This is a genomic window from Sphingobium sp. B2, from assembly GCF_007693735.1.
Classification (GTDB): Bacteria; Pseudomonadota; Alphaproteobacteria; order Sphingomonadales; family Sphingomonadaceae; genus Sphingobium; species Sphingobium xenophagum.
Genome location: NZ_VDBZ01000008.1, coordinates 34,598 through 51,767, shown reverse-complemented (window position 1 = coordinate 51,767; position 17,170 = coordinate 34,598). Strand labels below are relative to the sequence as shown.

The 17,170-nt window shown below is 62.4% G+C and carries 17 protein-coding genes and 3 pseudogenes; 8 read left to right on the top strand and 12 right to left on the bottom strand.

Annotated features, from left to right (window positions below; all coding sequences use genetic code 11):
* The first annotated feature begins 305 nt into the window (after positions 1–305).
* Genes FE851_RS24780 through FE851_RS24770 form a run of 3 tightly spaced genes read left to right on the top strand, consistent with a single transcriptional unit; the run spans position 306 to position 2,103 of the window.
* Entirely contained in the window at positions 306–1,442 is a 1,137-nt protein-coding gene (locus tag FE851_RS24780) for a sensor domain-containing diguanylate cyclase (RefSeq protein WP_238551640.1), read from the top strand.
* Positions 1,439–1,723: a hypothetical protein gene (locus FE851_RS27095; RefSeq protein ID WP_014194372.1), complete on the top strand. Its 285-nt coding sequence runs from the start codon at positions 1,439–1,441 to the stop codon at positions 1,721–1,723. The genes FE851_RS24780 and FE851_RS27095 overlap by 4 nt, the downstream gene beginning before the upstream one ends.
* The gene (locus FE851_RS24770) at positions 1,714–2,103 is read left to right on the top strand and encodes a response regulator (RefSeq protein WP_014194371.1); all 390 of its coding nucleotides are present in this window, start codon (positions 1,714–1,716) and stop codon (positions 2,101–2,103) included. Before FE851_RS27095 ends, FE851_RS24770 begins: the two co-directional genes overlap by 10 nt.
* Here the strand turns inward: FE851_RS24770 and FE851_RS24765 are convergent.
* Positions 2,100–2,456: a sigma factor-like helix-turn-helix DNA-binding protein gene (locus tag FE851_RS24765; protein ID WP_014194370.1), complete on the bottom strand. Its 357-nt coding sequence runs from the start codon at positions 2,454–2,456 to the stop codon at positions 2,100–2,102. The genes FE851_RS24770 and FE851_RS24765 overlap by 4 nt on opposite strands.
* A 421-nt stretch (positions 2,457–2,877) precedes the next feature.
* Here FE851_RS24765 and FE851_RS24760 point away from each other — a divergent pair, with 421 nt between their 5' ends.
* From FE851_RS24760 to FE851_RS24745, 4 genes are all read left to right on the top strand, one after another.
* Complete coding sequence (locus tag FE851_RS24760; protein ID WP_013041565.1) at positions 2,878–3,252, top strand: type II toxin-antitoxin system RelE/ParE family toxin; 375 nt, start codon at positions 2,878–2,880, stop codon at positions 3,250–3,252.
* On the top strand, positions 3,249–3,575 hold the full coding sequence (locus FE851_RS24755) for a helix-turn-helix domain-containing protein (protein ID WP_006964370.1): 327 nt from the start codon (positions 3,249–3,251) through the stop codon (positions 3,573–3,575). Before FE851_RS24760 ends, FE851_RS24755 begins: the two co-directional genes overlap by 4 nt.
* The gene (locus tag FE851_RS24750) at positions 3,575–3,817 is read left to right on the top strand and encodes a hypothetical protein (RefSeq protein ID WP_013041566.1); all 243 of its coding nucleotides are present in this window, start codon (positions 3,575–3,577) and stop codon (positions 3,815–3,817) included. Before FE851_RS24755 ends, FE851_RS24750 begins: the two co-directional genes overlap by 1 nt.
* 64 nt (positions 3,818–3,881) lie before the next feature.
* Entirely contained in the window at positions 3,882–4,109 is a 228-nt protein-coding gene (locus tag FE851_RS24745; RefSeq protein ID WP_019054791.1) for a hypothetical protein, read from the top strand.
* A gap of 20 nt (positions 4,110–4,129) precedes the next feature.
* On the opposite strand, the gene FE851_RS24740 is transcribed toward FE851_RS24745, so the two are convergent.
* From FE851_RS24740 to FE851_RS24695, 10 genes and pseudogenes are all read right to left on the bottom strand, one after another.
* Entirely contained in the window at positions 4,130–5,242 is a 1,113-nt protein-coding gene (locus FE851_RS24740; protein ID WP_145206862.1) for a transglycosylase SLT domain-containing protein, read from the bottom strand.
* Positions 5,243–5,244: 2 nt separating this feature from the next.
* Positions 5,245–6,960 (bottom strand): P-type conjugative transfer protein TrbL, encoded by a 1,716-nt coding sequence (gene trbL / locus FE851_RS24735; RefSeq protein WP_030092735.1) that lies wholly within the window; start codon positions 6,958–6,960, stop codon positions 5,245–5,247.
* 10 nt (positions 6,961–6,970) lie between these two features.
* The gene (locus FE851_RS24730) at positions 6,971–7,213 is read right to left on the bottom strand and encodes an EexN family lipoprotein (protein ID WP_145206861.1); all 243 of its coding nucleotides are present in this window, start codon (positions 7,211–7,213) and stop codon (positions 6,971–6,973) included.
* 9 nt (positions 7,214–7,222) lie between these two features.
* Positions 7,223–7,978, bottom strand: a complete 756-nt coding sequence (trbJ, locus tag FE851_RS24725) for a P-type conjugative transfer protein TrbJ (protein ID WP_022675885.1) — start codon at positions 7,976–7,978, stop codon at positions 7,223–7,225.
* Between the two features lie 25 nt (positions 7,979–8,003).
* Positions 8,004–9,371 (bottom strand): TrbI/VirB10 family protein, encoded by a 1,368-nt coding sequence (locus tag FE851_RS24720; protein WP_026149855.1) that lies wholly within the window; start codon positions 9,369–9,371, stop codon positions 8,004–8,006.
* A gap of 12 nt (positions 9,372–9,383) precedes the next feature.
* Positions 9,384–10,157 (bottom strand): SPOR domain-containing protein, encoded by a 774-nt coding sequence (locus tag FE851_RS24715; RefSeq protein ID WP_145206860.1) that lies wholly within the window; start codon positions 10,155–10,157, stop codon positions 9,384–9,386.
* A gap of 2 nt (positions 10,158–10,159) precedes the next feature.
* Complete coding sequence (gene trbG, locus FE851_RS24710; RefSeq protein ID WP_006964392.1) at positions 10,160–11,143, bottom strand: P-type conjugative transfer protein TrbG; 984 nt, start codon at positions 11,141–11,143, stop codon at positions 10,160–10,162.
* Positions 11,144–11,160: 17 nt separating this feature from the next.
* Positions 11,161–11,880, bottom strand: coding sequence for a VirB8/TrbF family protein (locus FE851_RS24705; RefSeq protein WP_006964394.1), 720 nt, complete (start codon positions 11,878–11,880; stop codon positions 11,161–11,163).
* Positions 11,867–12,583, bottom strand: a pseudogene (locus tag FE851_RS24700) (conjugal transfer protein TrbE); the annotation flags it as partial. The gene FE851_RS24705 and the pseudogene FE851_RS24700, both read right to left, overlap by 14 nt.
* Positions 12,584–12,610: 27 nt before the next feature.
* Positions 12,611–13,204 carry a recombinase family protein gene (locus FE851_RS24695; protein WP_013039114.1) on the bottom strand — a complete coding sequence of 198 codons (594 nt, stop codon included), beginning with the start codon at positions 13,202–13,204 and terminating at the stop codon, positions 12,611–12,613.
* A 139-nt stretch (positions 13,205–13,343) separates the two neighbouring features.
* On the opposite strand from FE851_RS24695, the pseudogene FE851_RS24690 reads away from it, so the two are divergent.
* Positions 13,344–16,390, top strand: a pseudogene (locus FE851_RS24690) (Tn3 family transposase).
* A gap of 56 nt (positions 16,391–16,446) precedes the next feature.
* Here FE851_RS24690 and FE851_RS27415 read toward each other — a convergent pair.
* A pseudogene (locus FE851_RS27415) lies at positions 16,447–17,079 on the bottom strand (conjugal transfer protein TrbE); the annotation flags it as partial.
* Positions 17,080–17,170 lie beyond the last annotated feature (91 nt).

The window sequence follows — 17,170 nt, the reverse complement described above, 5'->3', positions numbered from 1 at the left end:
AACATGGCCAAAATCGCAGCTTCGGGCCGACTGGGCCACCTACGGAGACGTGGGCGGGGGCGTGGAAACCCTCTGATAATCGAGCCGGTCGAGCTTAACGACCGGGTGGCGGACGCGCATGTCCAGAAGCCACCCGGCTTTAAAGGCGTTCGCGCCTGACGATTATCAGGTTTCCAACACCCGGTTCCAAGCGGGCACGCCTCCAAAATGGGGGCGTGCCGCTGGCTTTCCGGCCTACTCCCGACAGCACAGTTTTGGAAATGGCGCGAGGTCGCTGCCATCGGTTTTGCTTGTTGGGGGGGTAAGTGACCAATTCGGAAAATTCATCCGGCTCGATACTGGAATGGCTTGGCTTTCGCGGCGCGCGCGGGGGGCGCAGCGCGGACGGGAAAGCAGCGTTCGCAAACGGCGCTGGCAATGTCTTCCAGCAGGCGCGCCGCCATCTGCTCGATGAAATTGCGGCCTTCCTGCTCACCTATGAGCTGGACGTGACGCCCAATAATCTTCTCACCGCGCACGGGGCCTTTTCCGGGTCCAATCCCGCCCTTGCGCGCAAGATCGCCCAGCATGTGACCGCTGGCCTAGCCGTGACACAGGAATGGCTGGACGAAATCACGGCGGCAGACGAGACGATCGACAAGCACGATGGCATCCAGCACCTCATGGCGAGGTTGGAAACGACGCTTGAAAGTTTCTCGAAGAACGCCAACGCCACGCGCAGCGCGACGGCCGATTATACCGACGAGCTGGAACAGCATGTGGCCGAGCTGGATCAGGTTCAGGGAACGGGGCAAATCCTTTCCAGCCTAGCCGATTTGGCGAAGGCGATGCTTGAGCGAACCCGCAAGCTGGAAACCGACATGCGGCGCAGCGAGGAGGAGGCCAAGGCGCTCCGCCGTAGTCTGGAACAGGCGCGGCGCGAGGCGGAGATTGACCACATGACCGGCCTTCCCAATCGCCGGGCTTTCGAGACGGTCCTAGAGCGGGAATATCGTGACGCCAGAGCGAGCTTTGACCCGCTGACCGTAGCTTTCTGCGATATAGACCATTTTAAGCGCATCAATGATACGCACGGCCATGATGCAGGCGATCGGGTCATTCGACTTATCGCGGAAATGCTTGCTACGATTTCGGACGATAATTGCCATGTAGCGCGCCACGGTGGAGAGGAGTTTGTTATGCTGTTCCGAGGCGTCAGCCTGTCCGAAGCGCATAAGAAACTTGACGGCTTGCGCGAACAAATGGCCGAACGTCGCTTGCGAAACCGCAAGACGGATGAACCATTGGGCCAAATTACATTCTCCGCTGGTATTGCGGACGTGTTTGATTTTCCTGATCCAAGGGCGGCCCTCAAAGCGGCCGATGAAGCCCTTTACGCCGCAAAACAGGGCGGCCGAAACCAAGTGATAATCGCACCCAAGGGAGGCGCGCAGGCCGCATGAGCGAGGGGACGCCAGATGAAGACGTATTCCCCGGCGCGAAGCTCTCCGATCCGGCAATGGTGCGGGCGATGGGCGGGGCGCTGGCGGTCCTCGCCGGGTTGCTGGAAGGGAAAGGCGTCTCAACGGTGGAGGAAACCTCCAATGTGCTGGGGATTTACGCTGTCATCACCGGGGAAACCGCACCCGATGAAGGTTTGATCCTCGCTTGCTGGGCGGGAATGTTGCGTGATGCGGCACAGGAGAAGGCCGAAAAGGACGGGGAGCCGGGAAAATGGGATTAGGATCGGGCAGCGCGGCCGTGCTGGTTGTGGAGGATGAACCCCTAGTGAGGACGATGGCGGCCGACATTCTTATGGACGCGGGCTATCGCGTCTTTGAGGCGTGCGAGGCGGCGGACGCTCTGGCGATCCTTGACGGCCGCGATGACATTGGCGCGGTGTTCACCGATATTGAAATGCCCGGAGGGATGACCGGCCTTGCCTTGGCCGCTGCCGTCCGCGACCGATGGCCGTCCATGCCGGTCCTCGTTACCTCTGGCCGCGTGCGACCAGGTGCTGGCGAATTGCCGAACGGCGCTGCCTATATCGCCAAGCCCTACATGCCCGGTGAATTGGTCGCCACGCTCGGCAAGATGCTTCCTCACCCCGATTCCGGCGATTAATGCTCCATCAGGCTGAATGAGCCGCGAACAAGGGCAAGCCCCACGGAAAGCCGTTCGGCCGCCTCTTTCTGCTCGATGCCTAGTCGTTTGGCGATTTGCTCGATCGAAAGCCCGTTCTGCCGATGCAGGAACAAGACGCGATCGGTCAAATGTGGCAATTCATCAACACAATCCCAAAATTCATCTTCGGGAAATGTCATGCGCGGTGACGCCATGCACGTATCTATTGATTGTTGCAGATAACAATCTGCGGCTGAATCATCGACCTCAACGAGTATCGCAAGAGCTTTTTCCATGAACTCTAGGGCAACCGCTTTCTGTTGCTCTCGATAGATATTGGAAGAATCAACCATAGCCTAGTCCTCCTTTCGGTCGCTGTAGGGAGGACGATGACTCAACAATAGGGAAATTGCACGCGCAACTAGGGCCAGATTGAGCAGTAATTTTATTACAACGGCAAGCAGCCCTCGCCTGCCCGGACAGGGGCGGCGCGTGGCATCGGCTAGATTGTTTGTTGGTCTTCCGACGATGGCTAGTCCTTGCGGGCCATCGTCGGAAGTGGACGGCCGCACAAATTGGGGGGCGTGGGCCGCGCCGGGCCTCTAGCATAAAATTACGGCCCTGCATCCCCGGCGTTGATACATTCGTCGCGCAGGGCGCTCGATTGAGCCGCCCCGATCGCGGTCGCCTCAATCGGCATAGCGAGCTGGCAATATGCACATACGCGCATAATTTCCGCTTGCGGGCTATGTATATTTGTGCATAATAGCCGCGATGGATACGGAACGGCCGGTTCGATGGGTGGCATCGTCAAAGCGCGATTTTCGGGAGTTCCCGGACGATGTGCAGGACGTAATGGGCTATGCCCTGCACCTTGCGCAGCAAGGCGGGCAGCACGCCAGCACTAAGCCGTTGAAGGGCTTTGGCGGCGCTGGCGTGGTCGAGATCATAGACGACCACCAAGGCGATACGTTCCGCACGGTCTATACAGTCAAATTCGCGGAGGCGGTCTATGTCCTGCACGCCTTCCAGAAGAAATCCAAGCAGGGCAAGGCCACGCCGCAGGCCGATATGGATTTGATCCGAACGCGGCTGAAATCCGCCGAGGAGCATCACCGGCAACACCAGACCCCGCGAGGCACAGCATGAGCGCACAGGACGAAATCATTGAGGAAGGCAGCGGCAATGTCTTTGCCGATCTAGGCTTTGCCGACCCCGACACCCACCTTTTGAAAGCCCAGCTCGTTACCCGTGTGGCCGAGGCCATGCAGGAGCGGAAGTTGACGCAGATCGCCGCCGCCAAGGTTACGGGATCTACCCAACCGGAATTGTCGCGCATCCTGCGAGGCCAGTTCCGCAGCGTCTCGGTTGAGCGGCTTCTAGCCATGCTCACCCGGCTTGGCTGCAAGGTCGATATTGTCGTGCGCCCGCAGGGGCGGACCACTGAATCGGCCGTGATCCACTTCGCCTAATGTGCGATGATTTCGCGCAAGCCCGGCTCGATATGTTCGAGGCCGGGCTATTCGGCCAAGGGCCTGCCTTCTGGCGCTGGATCGAAACCGACGCGGCGCAACCCTATCTTGCCGCTTTCGCCGCCGATCGACGGCCGCCCGAACCCGGCGAACCCTTCGCTATCGACCTTGCGGCCGACGACTTGCTTGCTCCCGATCGCCTCGCCCAGCTCGCCCTACAGATCGAGGCCGACCATGCTTGATCCCAATCCGTCCGTAGCCGACCTTGACGCATTGCTAGATCGCCACCGCAATGACGATGCGGCTATGGAAAAGATCGTTCGCGGGTATCTCCGTTGCGCGATCTACAGCTATCAGAAGCATTGCGTTTGGCGCGCCTTGCGCCACATCGGCAAGGACGATTGGAGTTTCAAAGAGGAAGACGTTGCCGCCTTGAGGGCCGAAGGCGCGAAATCCATTTCGGACTTTCGAGACTGGCTCATTGAGGAGCTGGCCGGGATGGGGATCAGCGCCCACACCGGCTTGCCGAATTGAGCGCCTAGCGCGCCGTCGCTTCAATTGCTGGCGGTGATTGTGCGCGGAATAAATCGCGGGTCCGCCGTGGGATCGGTAGGCGAAGGATGCAGCATGTCGCGCCGGAAATTCACCGCAACGGAAATAGGCGCGGCGTTCGGCCGAGCCGCCATGACGCGGGCTTGTGGAGCTGGCGCAGCCTCATAGCTGGCCATCGGCTGCACGGCCGCCGAGGTTAGGCCCCCTACCCCGCGTTCCGCTCTGGCGACGACAATTTGAGCGCGATCGAGCGGCCGAGTCTGATCGCCGGTATAGAAAGCCAGATGCCAATGATCGGCATGGCCCCGGTCCCCCGGCCCCAGCAGCTCCGCCACGCGAACACCATGTTGCGCCATCACGGCGCGGATTTGCTCGCGCGTGATCGTGTGCAGCCCGGCACGCGGCACGAAATCCACCGCCTGCCCATATTTGTGAAAGCTGTTGGCGGCCCCGTAATTGGCTTCCAGCGCCCGCCACGTATCGGTTATGCGAGCATTGAACGCAGCGGCCAAGATCGAGGCGACATAGCCCGCCGAGGCGTCGGCGCTGCCTTGGGGCTGGACGATCGCCGGTTGCGCCGCGAGCTGGCCCCCGCCCGTCGCGTCGGCCGCCGTGATCGTGAGCGGGATCGAGGCCGATCGCGCAGCAGGAGCGCCGCCGCTTACCGGGATGCCGTTCACGCTGTAGGTATTATAGCGCGAGGAAAGCCACGCCTCCCAGCGCGCACCTTTCGCCATAATCAGCGCCCGATAGCGGGCATTATGGACCGGCGTTCGGGAATGATAATTGGCAACCCGCGTCCACAGGTCGCCCTTGTCATCCCGGATATGGTTTCTGATACGCCATGCAGCGAGGTTGTAGGGATAGCACCCCGCCGCAAGCACATATTCGGGCCGGATGCCGTAGCGTGCCAGCGATTGAATATAGCTGGAATTGAGCTGCATCGAGCCAAGATCGGCGGTGTTATTGGTGTTCTGGACGCGCGCGCCGGGCCGACCGTTCTCTTGTTCCGCGACCGCCAGCATGACGTTCGCCGGAATGTTATAGCGCAGCGCCGCCGCGATCGAGCATTGCACCCGTTCTTCTATGACAACCGGAGGCAGATCAGCGGCCATGATTAGCTGTCCCCCCTTCTCTGGACGAAGGCCGCAACTTCATCCTCTGGCGTCTCCATGTCGCCCGCATCACGGGCGGCCGAAATGGTATCGCCCGCGAATTGCGCCGTGGGGGGTGGCGATGAATCGGACGAGCTGGCGGGACTGCCCGCGCCGGTCGCGGGAGCGAGCGTTTCACTTCCCGACGATGCCGAGGCGGCCGACGCGCGGATATTGGCCGCCAGTCGGCCGCCCACCGTATTTCCCACCCGCTCTTTCAAAGCGCCCACCGCCATACCAGCGGCAGCGCCGCCGAGGATGCTTGCGGTTTTCGCCGCACGGCTAAGGCCGGTGCGTTGCGTGCCGCCAGTGTCGCCACTTTCGGGCGCGCCTTCACCTTGCGAGCTGGCGGAGCTGGCCTCCCCCTCCCCCGCAGGCGAGCCACCGGCAGCGCCGCCGCCGTTGCCGTCTTCACGATCGGCCGCCTCGCTACCCGCAGCGGCGCTTGCAGCCGTGCCGCCGCCCGCGCTGGCGGCTTCCGAGCCGCCTTGAAGGCCGCTGTTGTCATTGGCCGGGGGGGAACCGCCATCGCCGCCCATAGCGACGCTAAGGGGCGTGCCGCCGCCCCCACCGCCACCGCCGCCGCCGTTATCGCCGCCTCCCGGCATGTCGCCCGCCGACGAAAGCGGTTGCCCGCCTCCCATGCCGGTTTGGCCGCCTTCACCACCGCTCCCACCAGCGGCAGCGAAGGCGGCCTTGATCGCGCTGGCTCCACCCGCAGCGTTCATCGCGCCAGCAGCGATCATAGCCCCACCCGTGGCCGCCGCCCCAGCGGCCATCCCGGCAGCACCCAGCGCGGCCCCTGCCCCAAAGGCTCCGATACCGCCCGCCGCGTGGATCGAGCCGCCGCTTATAACGCCCCCGACCATCGCGGGAACCTTGTTTACGAGCGCCAGAAGGACGACCGCGAAGACAAGCATGGTCCCTAAATCTTGGAGAGACGAACCCTCGCCCGTTGCGGCATAATATTGGTCAAGGAAGGTTTTGCCGACGCCGACGATAAGAACCATCGTCATCAGGGACGCGCCCACCGCGACCACCGTTTTGAAATAGTTCAGCGCAATATCGCTGGTCCACCGCGCGCCGCCGAAGCCCAAAAAGATAACCCCGGCATAGGCGAGGACATAGCCGGAGGCCAACAGCAGCAGCATATTCACGCCGACGAGAGCCAAAACAATCAGGATGCCCAGCGAAACCAAGATAGAAAGAGCGGAATCGACCGGAGTTAGGACGCTGGACGCTTCGACAGCTTGGCGGAAAATGTCGAAACCAATGTCCACAATACCCGATGGCGCGAGATTGTTAGGCAGGCCGGATGCCTGCGCACCCAACGAGCGCAGCCCTTCAATGATCGCCAAGCCGATCGCCGGGCCGTTGATGAGCAGCCACCAGAAGAAGCCGCAGAAGATGGCGAAGCGAATTGCTTCCGAAGCAAATTCGCCAAGATCGGCGCGGCGCAACGCCATTACCCCGAACGTCCAAATGAGGCTGACCGCCGCTAGTGTGCCGAATAGAATTGTCGCGTGCGTTGTGAAGACGCTCGCCCACGCCGCCGCCATGCTCTTATATTTGTTCAGAACATTATCGAGCATACCTTGCGATTGCGCATAGGCGGGAGTCGCGGCGAGCGTGAGCGCCACCCCCAAGGCGGACAGGTGTAGGCGAGCCAGAGCCTTCATAGTGCTATCCTCAATTCTGATAGGTTCCGATCGGCGTCGGCTTGGTTTCGTGCGCTAGTGCGCTGCCCGCTTCTTGGCACTCCGCGTCGGTTTCGACGCCGGATTTGCATCGGGCGACCTTCTCGCGGGCTTCGTCTAGGTGTTGAGAGTAATAGAGCATCGTTTTCGGTTCGGCCTCGGACTTGCCGCAGGCCGCGAGAAGAAGTGTAGCGGTGCAGCAGGACGCGGCGATAAGTTGACGCAATTTCGGCATGGGCTTTCCTTAATTCTGATAGGTTCCGATCGGCGTCGGTTTGGTTTTCCGCATTGCGGCCGATGCCTCTGTTGCCGCAGCATCGCGATCGAGCTGATATTGCGATTGAGCCGTCAGCGCGGCGCTTTGCGCGAGCAGGACGCCGCGAATTTTCTGCAACTCACTGGCTTGTTGGGCCGCAAATTGATTGGCGTAGGACAGGGCTTGCATTTGCCCGCTCGCACCCGTGGCATTGGCCTGCAACTGGTCGAGGCGCTGGCCGTCAGACGCAAGCGTTGTCATGGCGCTGTTGATGCCGTTCATAGCGTCGGCATTTGCGGCCATCTGGCTTGTCGTGCGGGCGCGAGTAGCGGACAGAGCCGCCGCGCGCTGCGCCGCCGTGCAGTTCCCGAACGTGCAAGCATTGGTCTGATAGTAAGACGGATTTTTGAATTGATTCATGTAGGTGTTCACGTCGCCAGCTTGACGAGCGAACGAGCTGATTTGATTGACCTGCCCTTGGAGGCTGTCGATCGTTTGCGTAGCCTGCTGCCAGAGCTGGACCGGCGCGCCGACCGTGTTCTGAATCATATTTTGGTATTGCTGTAGCTGCGTCTGATACTGCTGGATTTGCTTCGCCACCGTGGCGACGTTTTGCAGCGCGGAAACGGTTGTCTGGCGGACGTTCGCAACGTCGATAACCGAGATTTGCGCATTGGCGGACGGGGCCGCCAGCGCGAGAGTGATCGCCAAAGAAATTTTAGCGGCTAAAATTCGAGACTTCATTTTGCTTGCTCCCTTTCATCTGGCGTCAATAATCGAATGAGCGGTAAGGCTTTGAAAATGTGAGGTCTTTCACGACGACCACATTGAAGCGGAAGCCGGGCCGGATAATCAGCGTGGGCGATATGTTCAGATTGCGCTCAATCATCATCGCCGTGGTCTGTCCGAGCTGCTGGCCGAGAGCTTGGCTAAGGGCTTGGCTGGCGGACATGGTGCCATTGGCGTTGAGGCCGGTTTGCGGCTGACTAAGGGTTACGCCAGCGGTCACACCAGACATGAGCAGAGCGGAGCCGAAGATACGGAACCAATGCGCGTTCACTTGGTCATGGAACCCGGCATAGCCCGCGCTGTCCGACCCCGGCATAGCGCCAAGGTCGATCGCCTTGCCGTCAGGAAAGATGATCCGTTGCCACGCGATGAGCGCGCGCGTCTGCCCAAAGACCGGGTTGGAATCATACGCGCCGACAAGGCGGGAGCCTTGCGGGATCAGGAGATAGCGGCCCGTCGCGGTATCGAACACGTTTTGGGAAACTTGCGCGACAATCTGCCCCGGTATTTGCGAGTTGATGCCGGAGATCAGCGTGCCGGGAATTACGAAGCCCGCGCGGAGCTGGTAGCGGGAGGGCGCTTCTACTTGGCTGTTCGAGGCCCAGCGATTGCCACCCGCATTGTTGGCGAACTGGCCATAGTTGGCAGGCGGGCGGGCATTGGCGGCACCCTGCCCGGCTCCGGCTCCTCCCCCGGCCACTTGGTTTGACAGGGCCGTAAGGGTGGCAATGTCGGAGGCCGAGGGCTGGCGGCCCTGCGCCATTGCAGCGGCCATTTGCTGTTGCAGGGCGACGAGCTGGGTTGCCGGATCAGCGCCGCCACTCATGCCGCCAGCGCCAGAGGATGCCCCATTGCGGCCGTCCTGCCATTTCAGGGCGGTAGGAGAGCGCACGGCGCTGCCAAATTGGGCAAGGCGTGCTTCGCGTATCGCTTCCATGCGTGCCCGGCGCAGATCGGCCGCCGTGGGGCCGTTGGGTTGCGCTGGCGAGGCGGTGACGGTTGGCGGCGCATTGGGATCGACCGGCGCGACCGGGATGCCATCGGCAGGCGGCAGCGGGGGCGCGTTCGCCATGACTTCCGCAGCACCGCTTGGAGCGGTCCCCGCAACCTTGTTCGCAACATCGGCCGAGCTTTGACCGACAGCCGGTTGAACCTTGGTCGCCGCATTGTCCGAGGAGCGATCAATCATAATCGACACCACGATGGCGATGAACAGCGCCACAATGCCGAGGACGATCAGCAGCGGCGCATTATTGACCCTGCGAACTCCCGTCACCAAGCGCCCGCTGTTCCCGTCCGCTGCACCGCCCGGCGAGGCTTCCGGCGACATGCTATCAGCATCAGACATAAACCTATCCCCTTACCCGGCCTTGACGACGCCACAGCGCGCGGCACGGATGCCCTTGCACTTGGCGCGCGCCGTCGCGCTGGATTGAAACTGTCCGAATTGGATGCCGTGAGAGCGTCCGTTTTGGACAAAGCGCGGCGTCACGCTCGCCCACGAAGGGCGAAGGCGCGCCGTCGCGCGCCAATAGGCGCGTGCTGCGCTTTCGGAGGAGAAGCCCGTCAGGCTGACAGACCACGTTCCGGCCTCTGTTCCATTGCCGCCGAAGCCGGGTTGCGTGCTGGCGACGGGCGACGGAACGGGAGGAGGTGCGGCAGGCGCTACGGGCCGGTTCGCCCGTTCGATCAGCTCCGGCGTTGCGCCGGTCAGATCGAGCGCCCACCCGGCAGACGGGTAGATACCCTTTTCATCCACGCCATAGATGCGGGAGAAAGTTTGCGCGCCGACCCGCAGCGTCACGCGGTAGGAATCGGCAATTGGCTGATCGACGTAATAGCGCAACGGCGTGGCCGCAGGATCGGGCTTCACGCCCTTGCCCGCCTCAATCACCGCATAGCCTGCTTGGCGCATCGCGGAGCGCAAGCCGTCACCATAGGCCCCGCCCCCGGTAGTCGGGATCAGCACCCGGCTAATCGCAGGCGGGTAGAGTTTCACCAGCTCCGCCACGGAATCGTCAACGAGGGCTTGGGCCTGATCGGGAGGAGCCGGAACGGCGAAGCTGTCCCGGTGCGAAACGCCCGCGCAGCTCGTAAGCAGGAAAGCCACTGATACAAAAATCGCACCGCGCACGATCAGCCCCCCCTTGTGATGGTGACGCGCTCTTGGCGCTTGCCGACACCGGAGATGAGGACCGCTTGGTCAAAAATCTGATCGACAATGTAGCGGCCATCTTGGAGCCGGTAATTGACGATGGAGGTATCAGCCGCCTTGGAGACGCTGCCCCCGGCCCGGACGATCAGCAGCGATGGCGCTTCCGTCTGCTCCATCGCGTGCGGCATTTCGATGATGGTTTTGACGCCATCATTGTAAACCCGGACGGGCTTCCAGCGTGCGCGGCCGTCAACGCTATAGTGGAAATCGAGATTGGAGAGATATTCGCTCCCTCCCCTGCCCGTCCCGCGCGCGCCATCGGGCACCGCCATCGTGTTTTCGGCGCGCGCCGTGTCCGATCGAGCGCGGAAAGCGGCCCATTTGGCTTGCGCTTCATCGGGATAGGTGAACGCCACCCGCGACATGAATTGCGTCCGGTGCGACACCAACCGGATATGGTAGGTGCGGCGATCGGTCGTCACGATCAGCGTTGTATTCAAGTTCGCATCGAGCGGCTTGATGATAAGATGCTGGGTTTCGTTCGGCCCGGAATTGGAAACGGCCGGTTCGATCAGCCAGCGGGCGCTATCGCCCACGTTGACCGAATTGATGTTCTCGCCCGGCTGCAACTGCACATCGCAGATTTGCAGCACAGCACAGACCACGGAGGGTTCGGAGGTGCCGAAGGCGAACAATACCGCGCCTTCGGTGCCCGGCACCGGCTTGATGCCTTCGGCGCTTTCCGCCTGCCAGCGCCGCGCGATCGACAGACCCTCGCGCTGGGTGCGCGTCAGGTTCGGATTGCGCGGGCTGATATAGGCATTGGGATCTACTTGCGCCCCTCCCCCGGCAGGCATGGGCGCGTTCGCGGGCGGCATGTCGTCGGGAAGCGGCGGGCCGTCCTGCGCGGACGCGATCGAAGGCAGCGCCGCGAGGGCGGCGGCGAAATAGGCGATCTTCTTCATGTTGATTGTCCCTCCCATCAGAGTGTGCGCGACCAAGAGAAATCTTGGACGAACACGCCCAAGGGGTTTTGCTTAATTTGTTCCTCCGTGGTGGCCGAGCTGGGCGGCGCAACGCGGATCGTGACGAGCGCGCGCATTTTCGCCGGAGGCTGGATAGGCTGGCCTTGCCGATCGCGCTCCGTCTCGGTCCAATCGACCTGCCAAGAGGTCTTGGTTTGCTGAATTACCGAGGCGATTTCGACCGACACGGTTTCCCGCGCCGCGCGGGCGAAAGGCGTATTGTCGGGATTGCCGTTGAGATAGTCGGTCATCTTTGCCAACGCCGGATCGTTCGGCGCGAGCATCCCATAGACCCGGAAAATGGCTTGCTTTTGGAGTTCAACGTCAGCCGTCACCATGCGGGCCGACTGGATGAAGGAGCCGACTTGCGCTTGCACCACGCGCGCATCGACCGGCGAAGCCACATCGGCCCGCTGGGTCGCTATCGCGTCCCCCAGCGAGTCCACGCGGACCACGTAAGGGATGAATTTCGACTGACTGCCAATCGCTATGATGCCGCCGACAGCGGCGAGGACGATCAGCATCGAAAGGATTGCCATAGTCTGCCACAAGCGCCGCGAGGCAGCGATGCCGCCCACATGCTCATTCCATTGCCGCCGCGCGTTCAGGTAGGGGTTGGGATCAACCGGGGCGCTTTCCGCAGCTCGCCGCCCCCGCAGCTTGTCAAACAGACTCATGCAGCTTCTCCGAGGTATAGGGGGCCGCCGCCGCGCGGCCGATATTGATGGTGGATTCGACGCCACGGATGGCCAGCCACTCGTTGACCCATGCCGGGCCATAGGCCGCTTCAAGGGCCTTAATGGTGGCGATGGATTCCTTGTCGGTCGCGCCGACGAAGGACAGGGCCACGGGGCCTAGCGCCAGCTCAAAGAGCCGCCGCCCCTGTTCCGAGAGATAGTAATATTGGCGCTTGGGGATGGCCGTCGCCAAGATTTCAATCTGGCGTGTATTGAGGCCCATGCGTCTGTAGAGTTGGGCGGTATCGTCATCGCGCGCATAGACGTTCGGCAGGAAAATCTTGGTCGCGGTGGACTCCACGATAACGTCAAGGATGCCCGAATTTGCGGCGTCAGACAGGCTTTGCGTTGCCATGAGAACAAGGCAGTTGGACTTGCGCAGCACCCGGAGCCATTCGCGGATTTTGGCCCGGAAGGCGGGATGCCCCAGCATAATCCATGCTTCATCAAGGATGATCGCGGCAGGCTGGCCCTTCAAAGATCGCTCGATACGCCGGAAAAGATAGAGGAGGACCGGCAGCGCGTATTTTTCACCGAGGTTCATCAGCTCCTCGACTTCAAACACGGTAAATTCCGACAGGCTCAGGCCGTCATGTTCCGCATCGAGAAGATGGCCCATAGAGCCGTCCACCGTGTAGGGGTGACTGCACGAAAGTGACTTATCTGCACGCTAAGAGCGAACGGACCGGGAACGCTGGGACTTTGTGTTCTTCTCCGTGGCTTCGAGGGCTTTGTAGAGGGCGGTTTTGCCGATCTTGAGGCGCGCGGCGGCCTCGCGAACTGTGAGGCCGGAAGCGATATGTTCGCGCGCCTTGCGGAGCTTGTCAGGTGTGACCACTGGCCGCCGCCCACCGGGGCGACCTCGCTCGCGAGCGGCCTTGAGGCCTGCATGGGTGCGCTCCCGGATCAGATCGCGCTCAAACTGGGCAAGCGAGCCGAAGATGTTGAACACCAGCATCCCGCCCGAAGTGGTGGTGTCGATGTTCTCGGTGAGCGAGCGGAACCCGATACCTCGCGTCGCTAGCTCGCCGACCTTCTCAATCAGATGGCTCATCGAGCGCCCAAGACGGTCGAGTTTCCAAACCACCAGCGTGTCGCCGCTGCGCAGATAGGCGAGCGCCTCGGCCAGGCCGGGCCGATCGGCTTTTGCACCAGATGCGTGATCGTCGAATATCCGGTCGCACCCGGCCGCGTTCAGCGCGTCGAGCTGGAGTGAGAGCTTCTGGTCTGCCGTCGAGACGCGCGCATAGCCGATCAACGCCACATGCAGCCCAATCCTGTCCGTTTTCCCATCATTATCTGATCTTGTCCGAATCGCCGTTATAGGTCCAGAGTTAACGGACATATTCCTGCTGGCCGCCAGAGGACCGTCTGACGGACAAGGACGCGGAAGGAGATAGTGCTTGGCGAGACGGCGACTGGTGAGCGCGGAAATCTGGGCAGGGCATTATGGCGCGCCGCTCGATGAGCGCGAGATTGCGCGGCACTATACGCTGACCGGTGACGACCTGGAAATTGTCGGCCGCCGTCGCGGCGATGCCACCCGGCTCGGCTACGCGATGCTCCTACTCTATATGAGATGGCCTGGCCGTGCGCTGGAAGCGGGTGAAGTCCCGCCCGCTCCTGTGCTCGCCTATGTGGCGCAGCAACTCGGCGTCGCGCCCGAAGCCTTCGCGGACTATGCCCATCGGGACCAGACCCGTCGCGAACATCTCGTTGAAATCCGACGATCGCACGGGTTCAGGATTTTCGACCGCAAGGCTTTCCACGAAGTTGTCGCATTCTCGATCCCGATCGCACAGACCATCGTCCACCCCGGCCAGATGGCGGGGGTCATCGTTGACGAACTTCGGCGCCGGCAGATCCTCCTGCCTTCTTCATCGGTTCTCGAAGCGGTACTCCGGCGTGCTCGCCAGCAGGCCGAACAGCTTACCTATGAAGTGCTCACGAACGGCCTGCGGCCCGATACGCTGCAGGGGCTGGACGATCTGCTGGCCCGACGAACAGGGCAAGCCGCGACATGGCTATCCTGGCTGCGCAATGCACCACAGTCGCCGGCAGCGCGCAACATCCTACGCCTGATCGAACGGCTCACTCATATCCGCGCGCTGGATCTCGATCGCGCCCGTGCCGACATGATCCCGGCTTTGACTTTTGACAGGCTGGCGGACGAAGGCAGCCGGATCACACCCCAGCACCTTGGCGAACTCAATGCCCTGCGCCGCCATGCGACGCTGGCGGCGCAGGGCATCCGTCTTGAGGAAAGCCTGACCGATGCCACCCTGACGATGTTCGACAAGCTGTTGGGCAGCATGTCGCGTCGCGCCGAGAACCGGACCCGTGACAAAGCCCTCAAGACGGTGCGCGAGTTGCAAGGCCATCTCCGGACGCTCACAGGGTCTTGCCGCATTCTCATCGAAGCGCGCACCAACGGTGTGGACTCTCTGGCGCAGATCGAGGCGCTGGATTGGCAGCGCTTCGCCGTGGCGGTCGCGCGGGCCGAAGTACTCGGGCGACCGGAAACCGNGACTCTCTGGCGCAGATCGAGGCGCTGGATTGGCAGCGCTTCGCCGTGGCGGTCGCGCGGGCCGAAGTACTCGGGCGACCGGAAACCGTCGATCGCACCGCTGAATTGATCGAGCGGCATCGCACGGTGAAGCTCTTTGCCGGTGCCTTTCTCAACACCTTCGAATTTCGCGGCGCCGGTGCGGTGCAGGGACTCCTGTCGGCGCTTACCATCATCGCGGAGCTATACCGGACCGGCAAACGGCGCTTGCCTGATCGCGTGCCGCTGCGCTTTGTGCCCTCCGCATGGCGGCCGTTCGTCCTGCGGGACGGCATCGTCGATCGCGCCGCCTATGAACTATGCGCCTTGTCCCAGCTACGGGAGCGGTTGCGAGCGGGAGACATATGGGTCTCGGGAAGCCGCCAGTTCCGCGATTTCGATAGCTACCTCATCCCGCCGGCCACCTTCGACGCGCTTCGCGAGAAGGGGCCGTTGCCGCTCGCCATCGAAACGGACTTCGATCGTCATATCGAGGAAAGGCGCGCCAGGCTCGACACGGCGATCGAACAGGTGACGGTCCTCGCCCGACAGGGCGAGCTGCCCCAGGTCAGGCTTGACGAAAGCGGCCTTATCATCTCGCCGCTGAAAGCGGCAACGCCACCCGCCACCGAGATTGCCCGTCGCGCTGCCTATGACCGACTGCCGCGCGTGAAGATCACCGATCTCCTGCTTGAGGTCGATGCCTGGACCGGGTTCAGCGAATGCTTCATCCATCGGCGTTCGGGCCGGGAGGCCGACGACCGCAATGCGCTGCTCACCGTCATCCTTGCCGATGGCATCAATCTCGGCCTCACACGCATGGCGGAAACCTGCCGAGGCGCAAGCCTGCGCCAGCTCGCCCATCTCCACGACTGGCACATCAGCGAGGCCGCCTATGGTGAAGCGCTGGGAAGGCTGATCGACGCCCATCGCGCCATGCCGCTCGCCGCGCTGTGGGGAGACGGCACCACCTCGTCGAGCGACGGACAGCAATTCCATGCCGGGGGCCGTGGCGCCGCAATCGGCGACATCAACGCGCGCAGCGGCAACGAACCGGGCGTTGCCTTCTACACCCATGTCTCGGATCGATATGACCCCTTCGCGACCCGGGTAATCGCGGCGACCGCCGGCGAAGCTCCCTATGTGCTGGATGGCTTGCTGTATCAGCAGACCGGCCTGACAATCGAGGAGCACTACACCGATACAGGCGGTGCATCGGACCATGTGTTCGGCCTTATGCCCTTCTTCGGCTACCGCTTCGCGCCGCGCCTGCGCGACATCAAGCAGCGTCGTTTGCACCTCCTTCCCGGCCAGGAAGCCGGCCCCTTGCTTGCCGGCATGACGGCCGAACCGATCGCATTGGGTCATGTCGCGGCGCATTGGGATGAACTGCTGCGGTTCGCCACATCGATACGCACCGGCACCGCCACCGCTTCGGCGATGCTTCGCCGCCTGTCCGCCTATCCGCGACAGAACGGACTGGCCCTCGCGATGCGCGAGCTGGGCCGCCTCGAACGCTCGATCTTCATGCTCGACTGGCTGCGCGACATTGATCTGCGCCGGCGTACCCAGGCGGGCCTCAACAAGGGCGAGGCCCGCAACGCGCTCGCACGCGCGCTCTTCTTCAACCAGCTCGGCGAATTGCGTGATCGGCGGTTCGAGAACCAGACCTATCGCGCCTCCGGCCTCAACCTGCTCGTCGCCGCCATCATCCTGTGGAACACCCGCTATCTCGAAGTGGCGCTGGCTGATATCGGCACGCCCGACGAAATCGCACGTCACGTCGCGCCATTGGGCTGGGAACATATCTCGCTCACCGGCGACTATAGCTGGAATGTTGAAGATCGGCCCGATCCGGATGTCCTGCGGCCACTGCGCGCCATCAGTTCGTTGCTCGCCGCGTAACGTTCACCATACGTTCGCGCTTAGCGTGCGGATGCGTCACTTTCGTGTAGTCACCCCGTGTAGGTGCGGATCGCCTCGCGCACCGTTTCATCCTGAATCGTGACCACAAATTCAGAGAGGGTTTTGCCCCCGCTGGCGTGCATGTTGACGATGGCGTTGCCGATTTCGTTGCGTTGCGCGGGCGTGGTCGCCACGCCGTTGAGGGCTAGGATTGTGTCGATCCAATCCATTGCCCATGCGCGATCGGACTTGGTTTCGAGGAATTGGAGCGGGCAGAAGGCGAGCTTTTCGTCATCCCCGGCGACAGTGAAATGCGCCCCGCCCACCGCCTTCGCCAGCGGGTAGAGCGACAGGCCCTTGTCGAACGCGAAAATGGACATGCCGGGATAGCGGCGGAGCTGGGCGGCGAGCAGGCCGAGCAGCGTTGACTTGCCTGCGCCCGTGGGGCCGAAGATGAAGCTATGCCCCACGTCGCGGACGTGGAGATTGAGCCGGAACGGCGTGGAGCCGTTGGTGACGCCAGACATGAGCGGGGGCGAGCTGGGCGGATACATCGGGCACGGCGCATGATCGAGGCCGGTCCATATCGAGCTGGTCGGCATCAGGTCGGCTAGGTTCATGGTGTTGATGATCGGGCGGCGGACGTTTTCGACGCCATGCCCCGGCAGCGTGCCCAAGAACGCCTCTAGCCCGTATAATTCATCGCGTTGTTGATCGGGCGTCAGGATTTCGGTTTTTGGTTGGAGGCAGGCGCGGTGCATCACTCCCGGGGATGAGCCG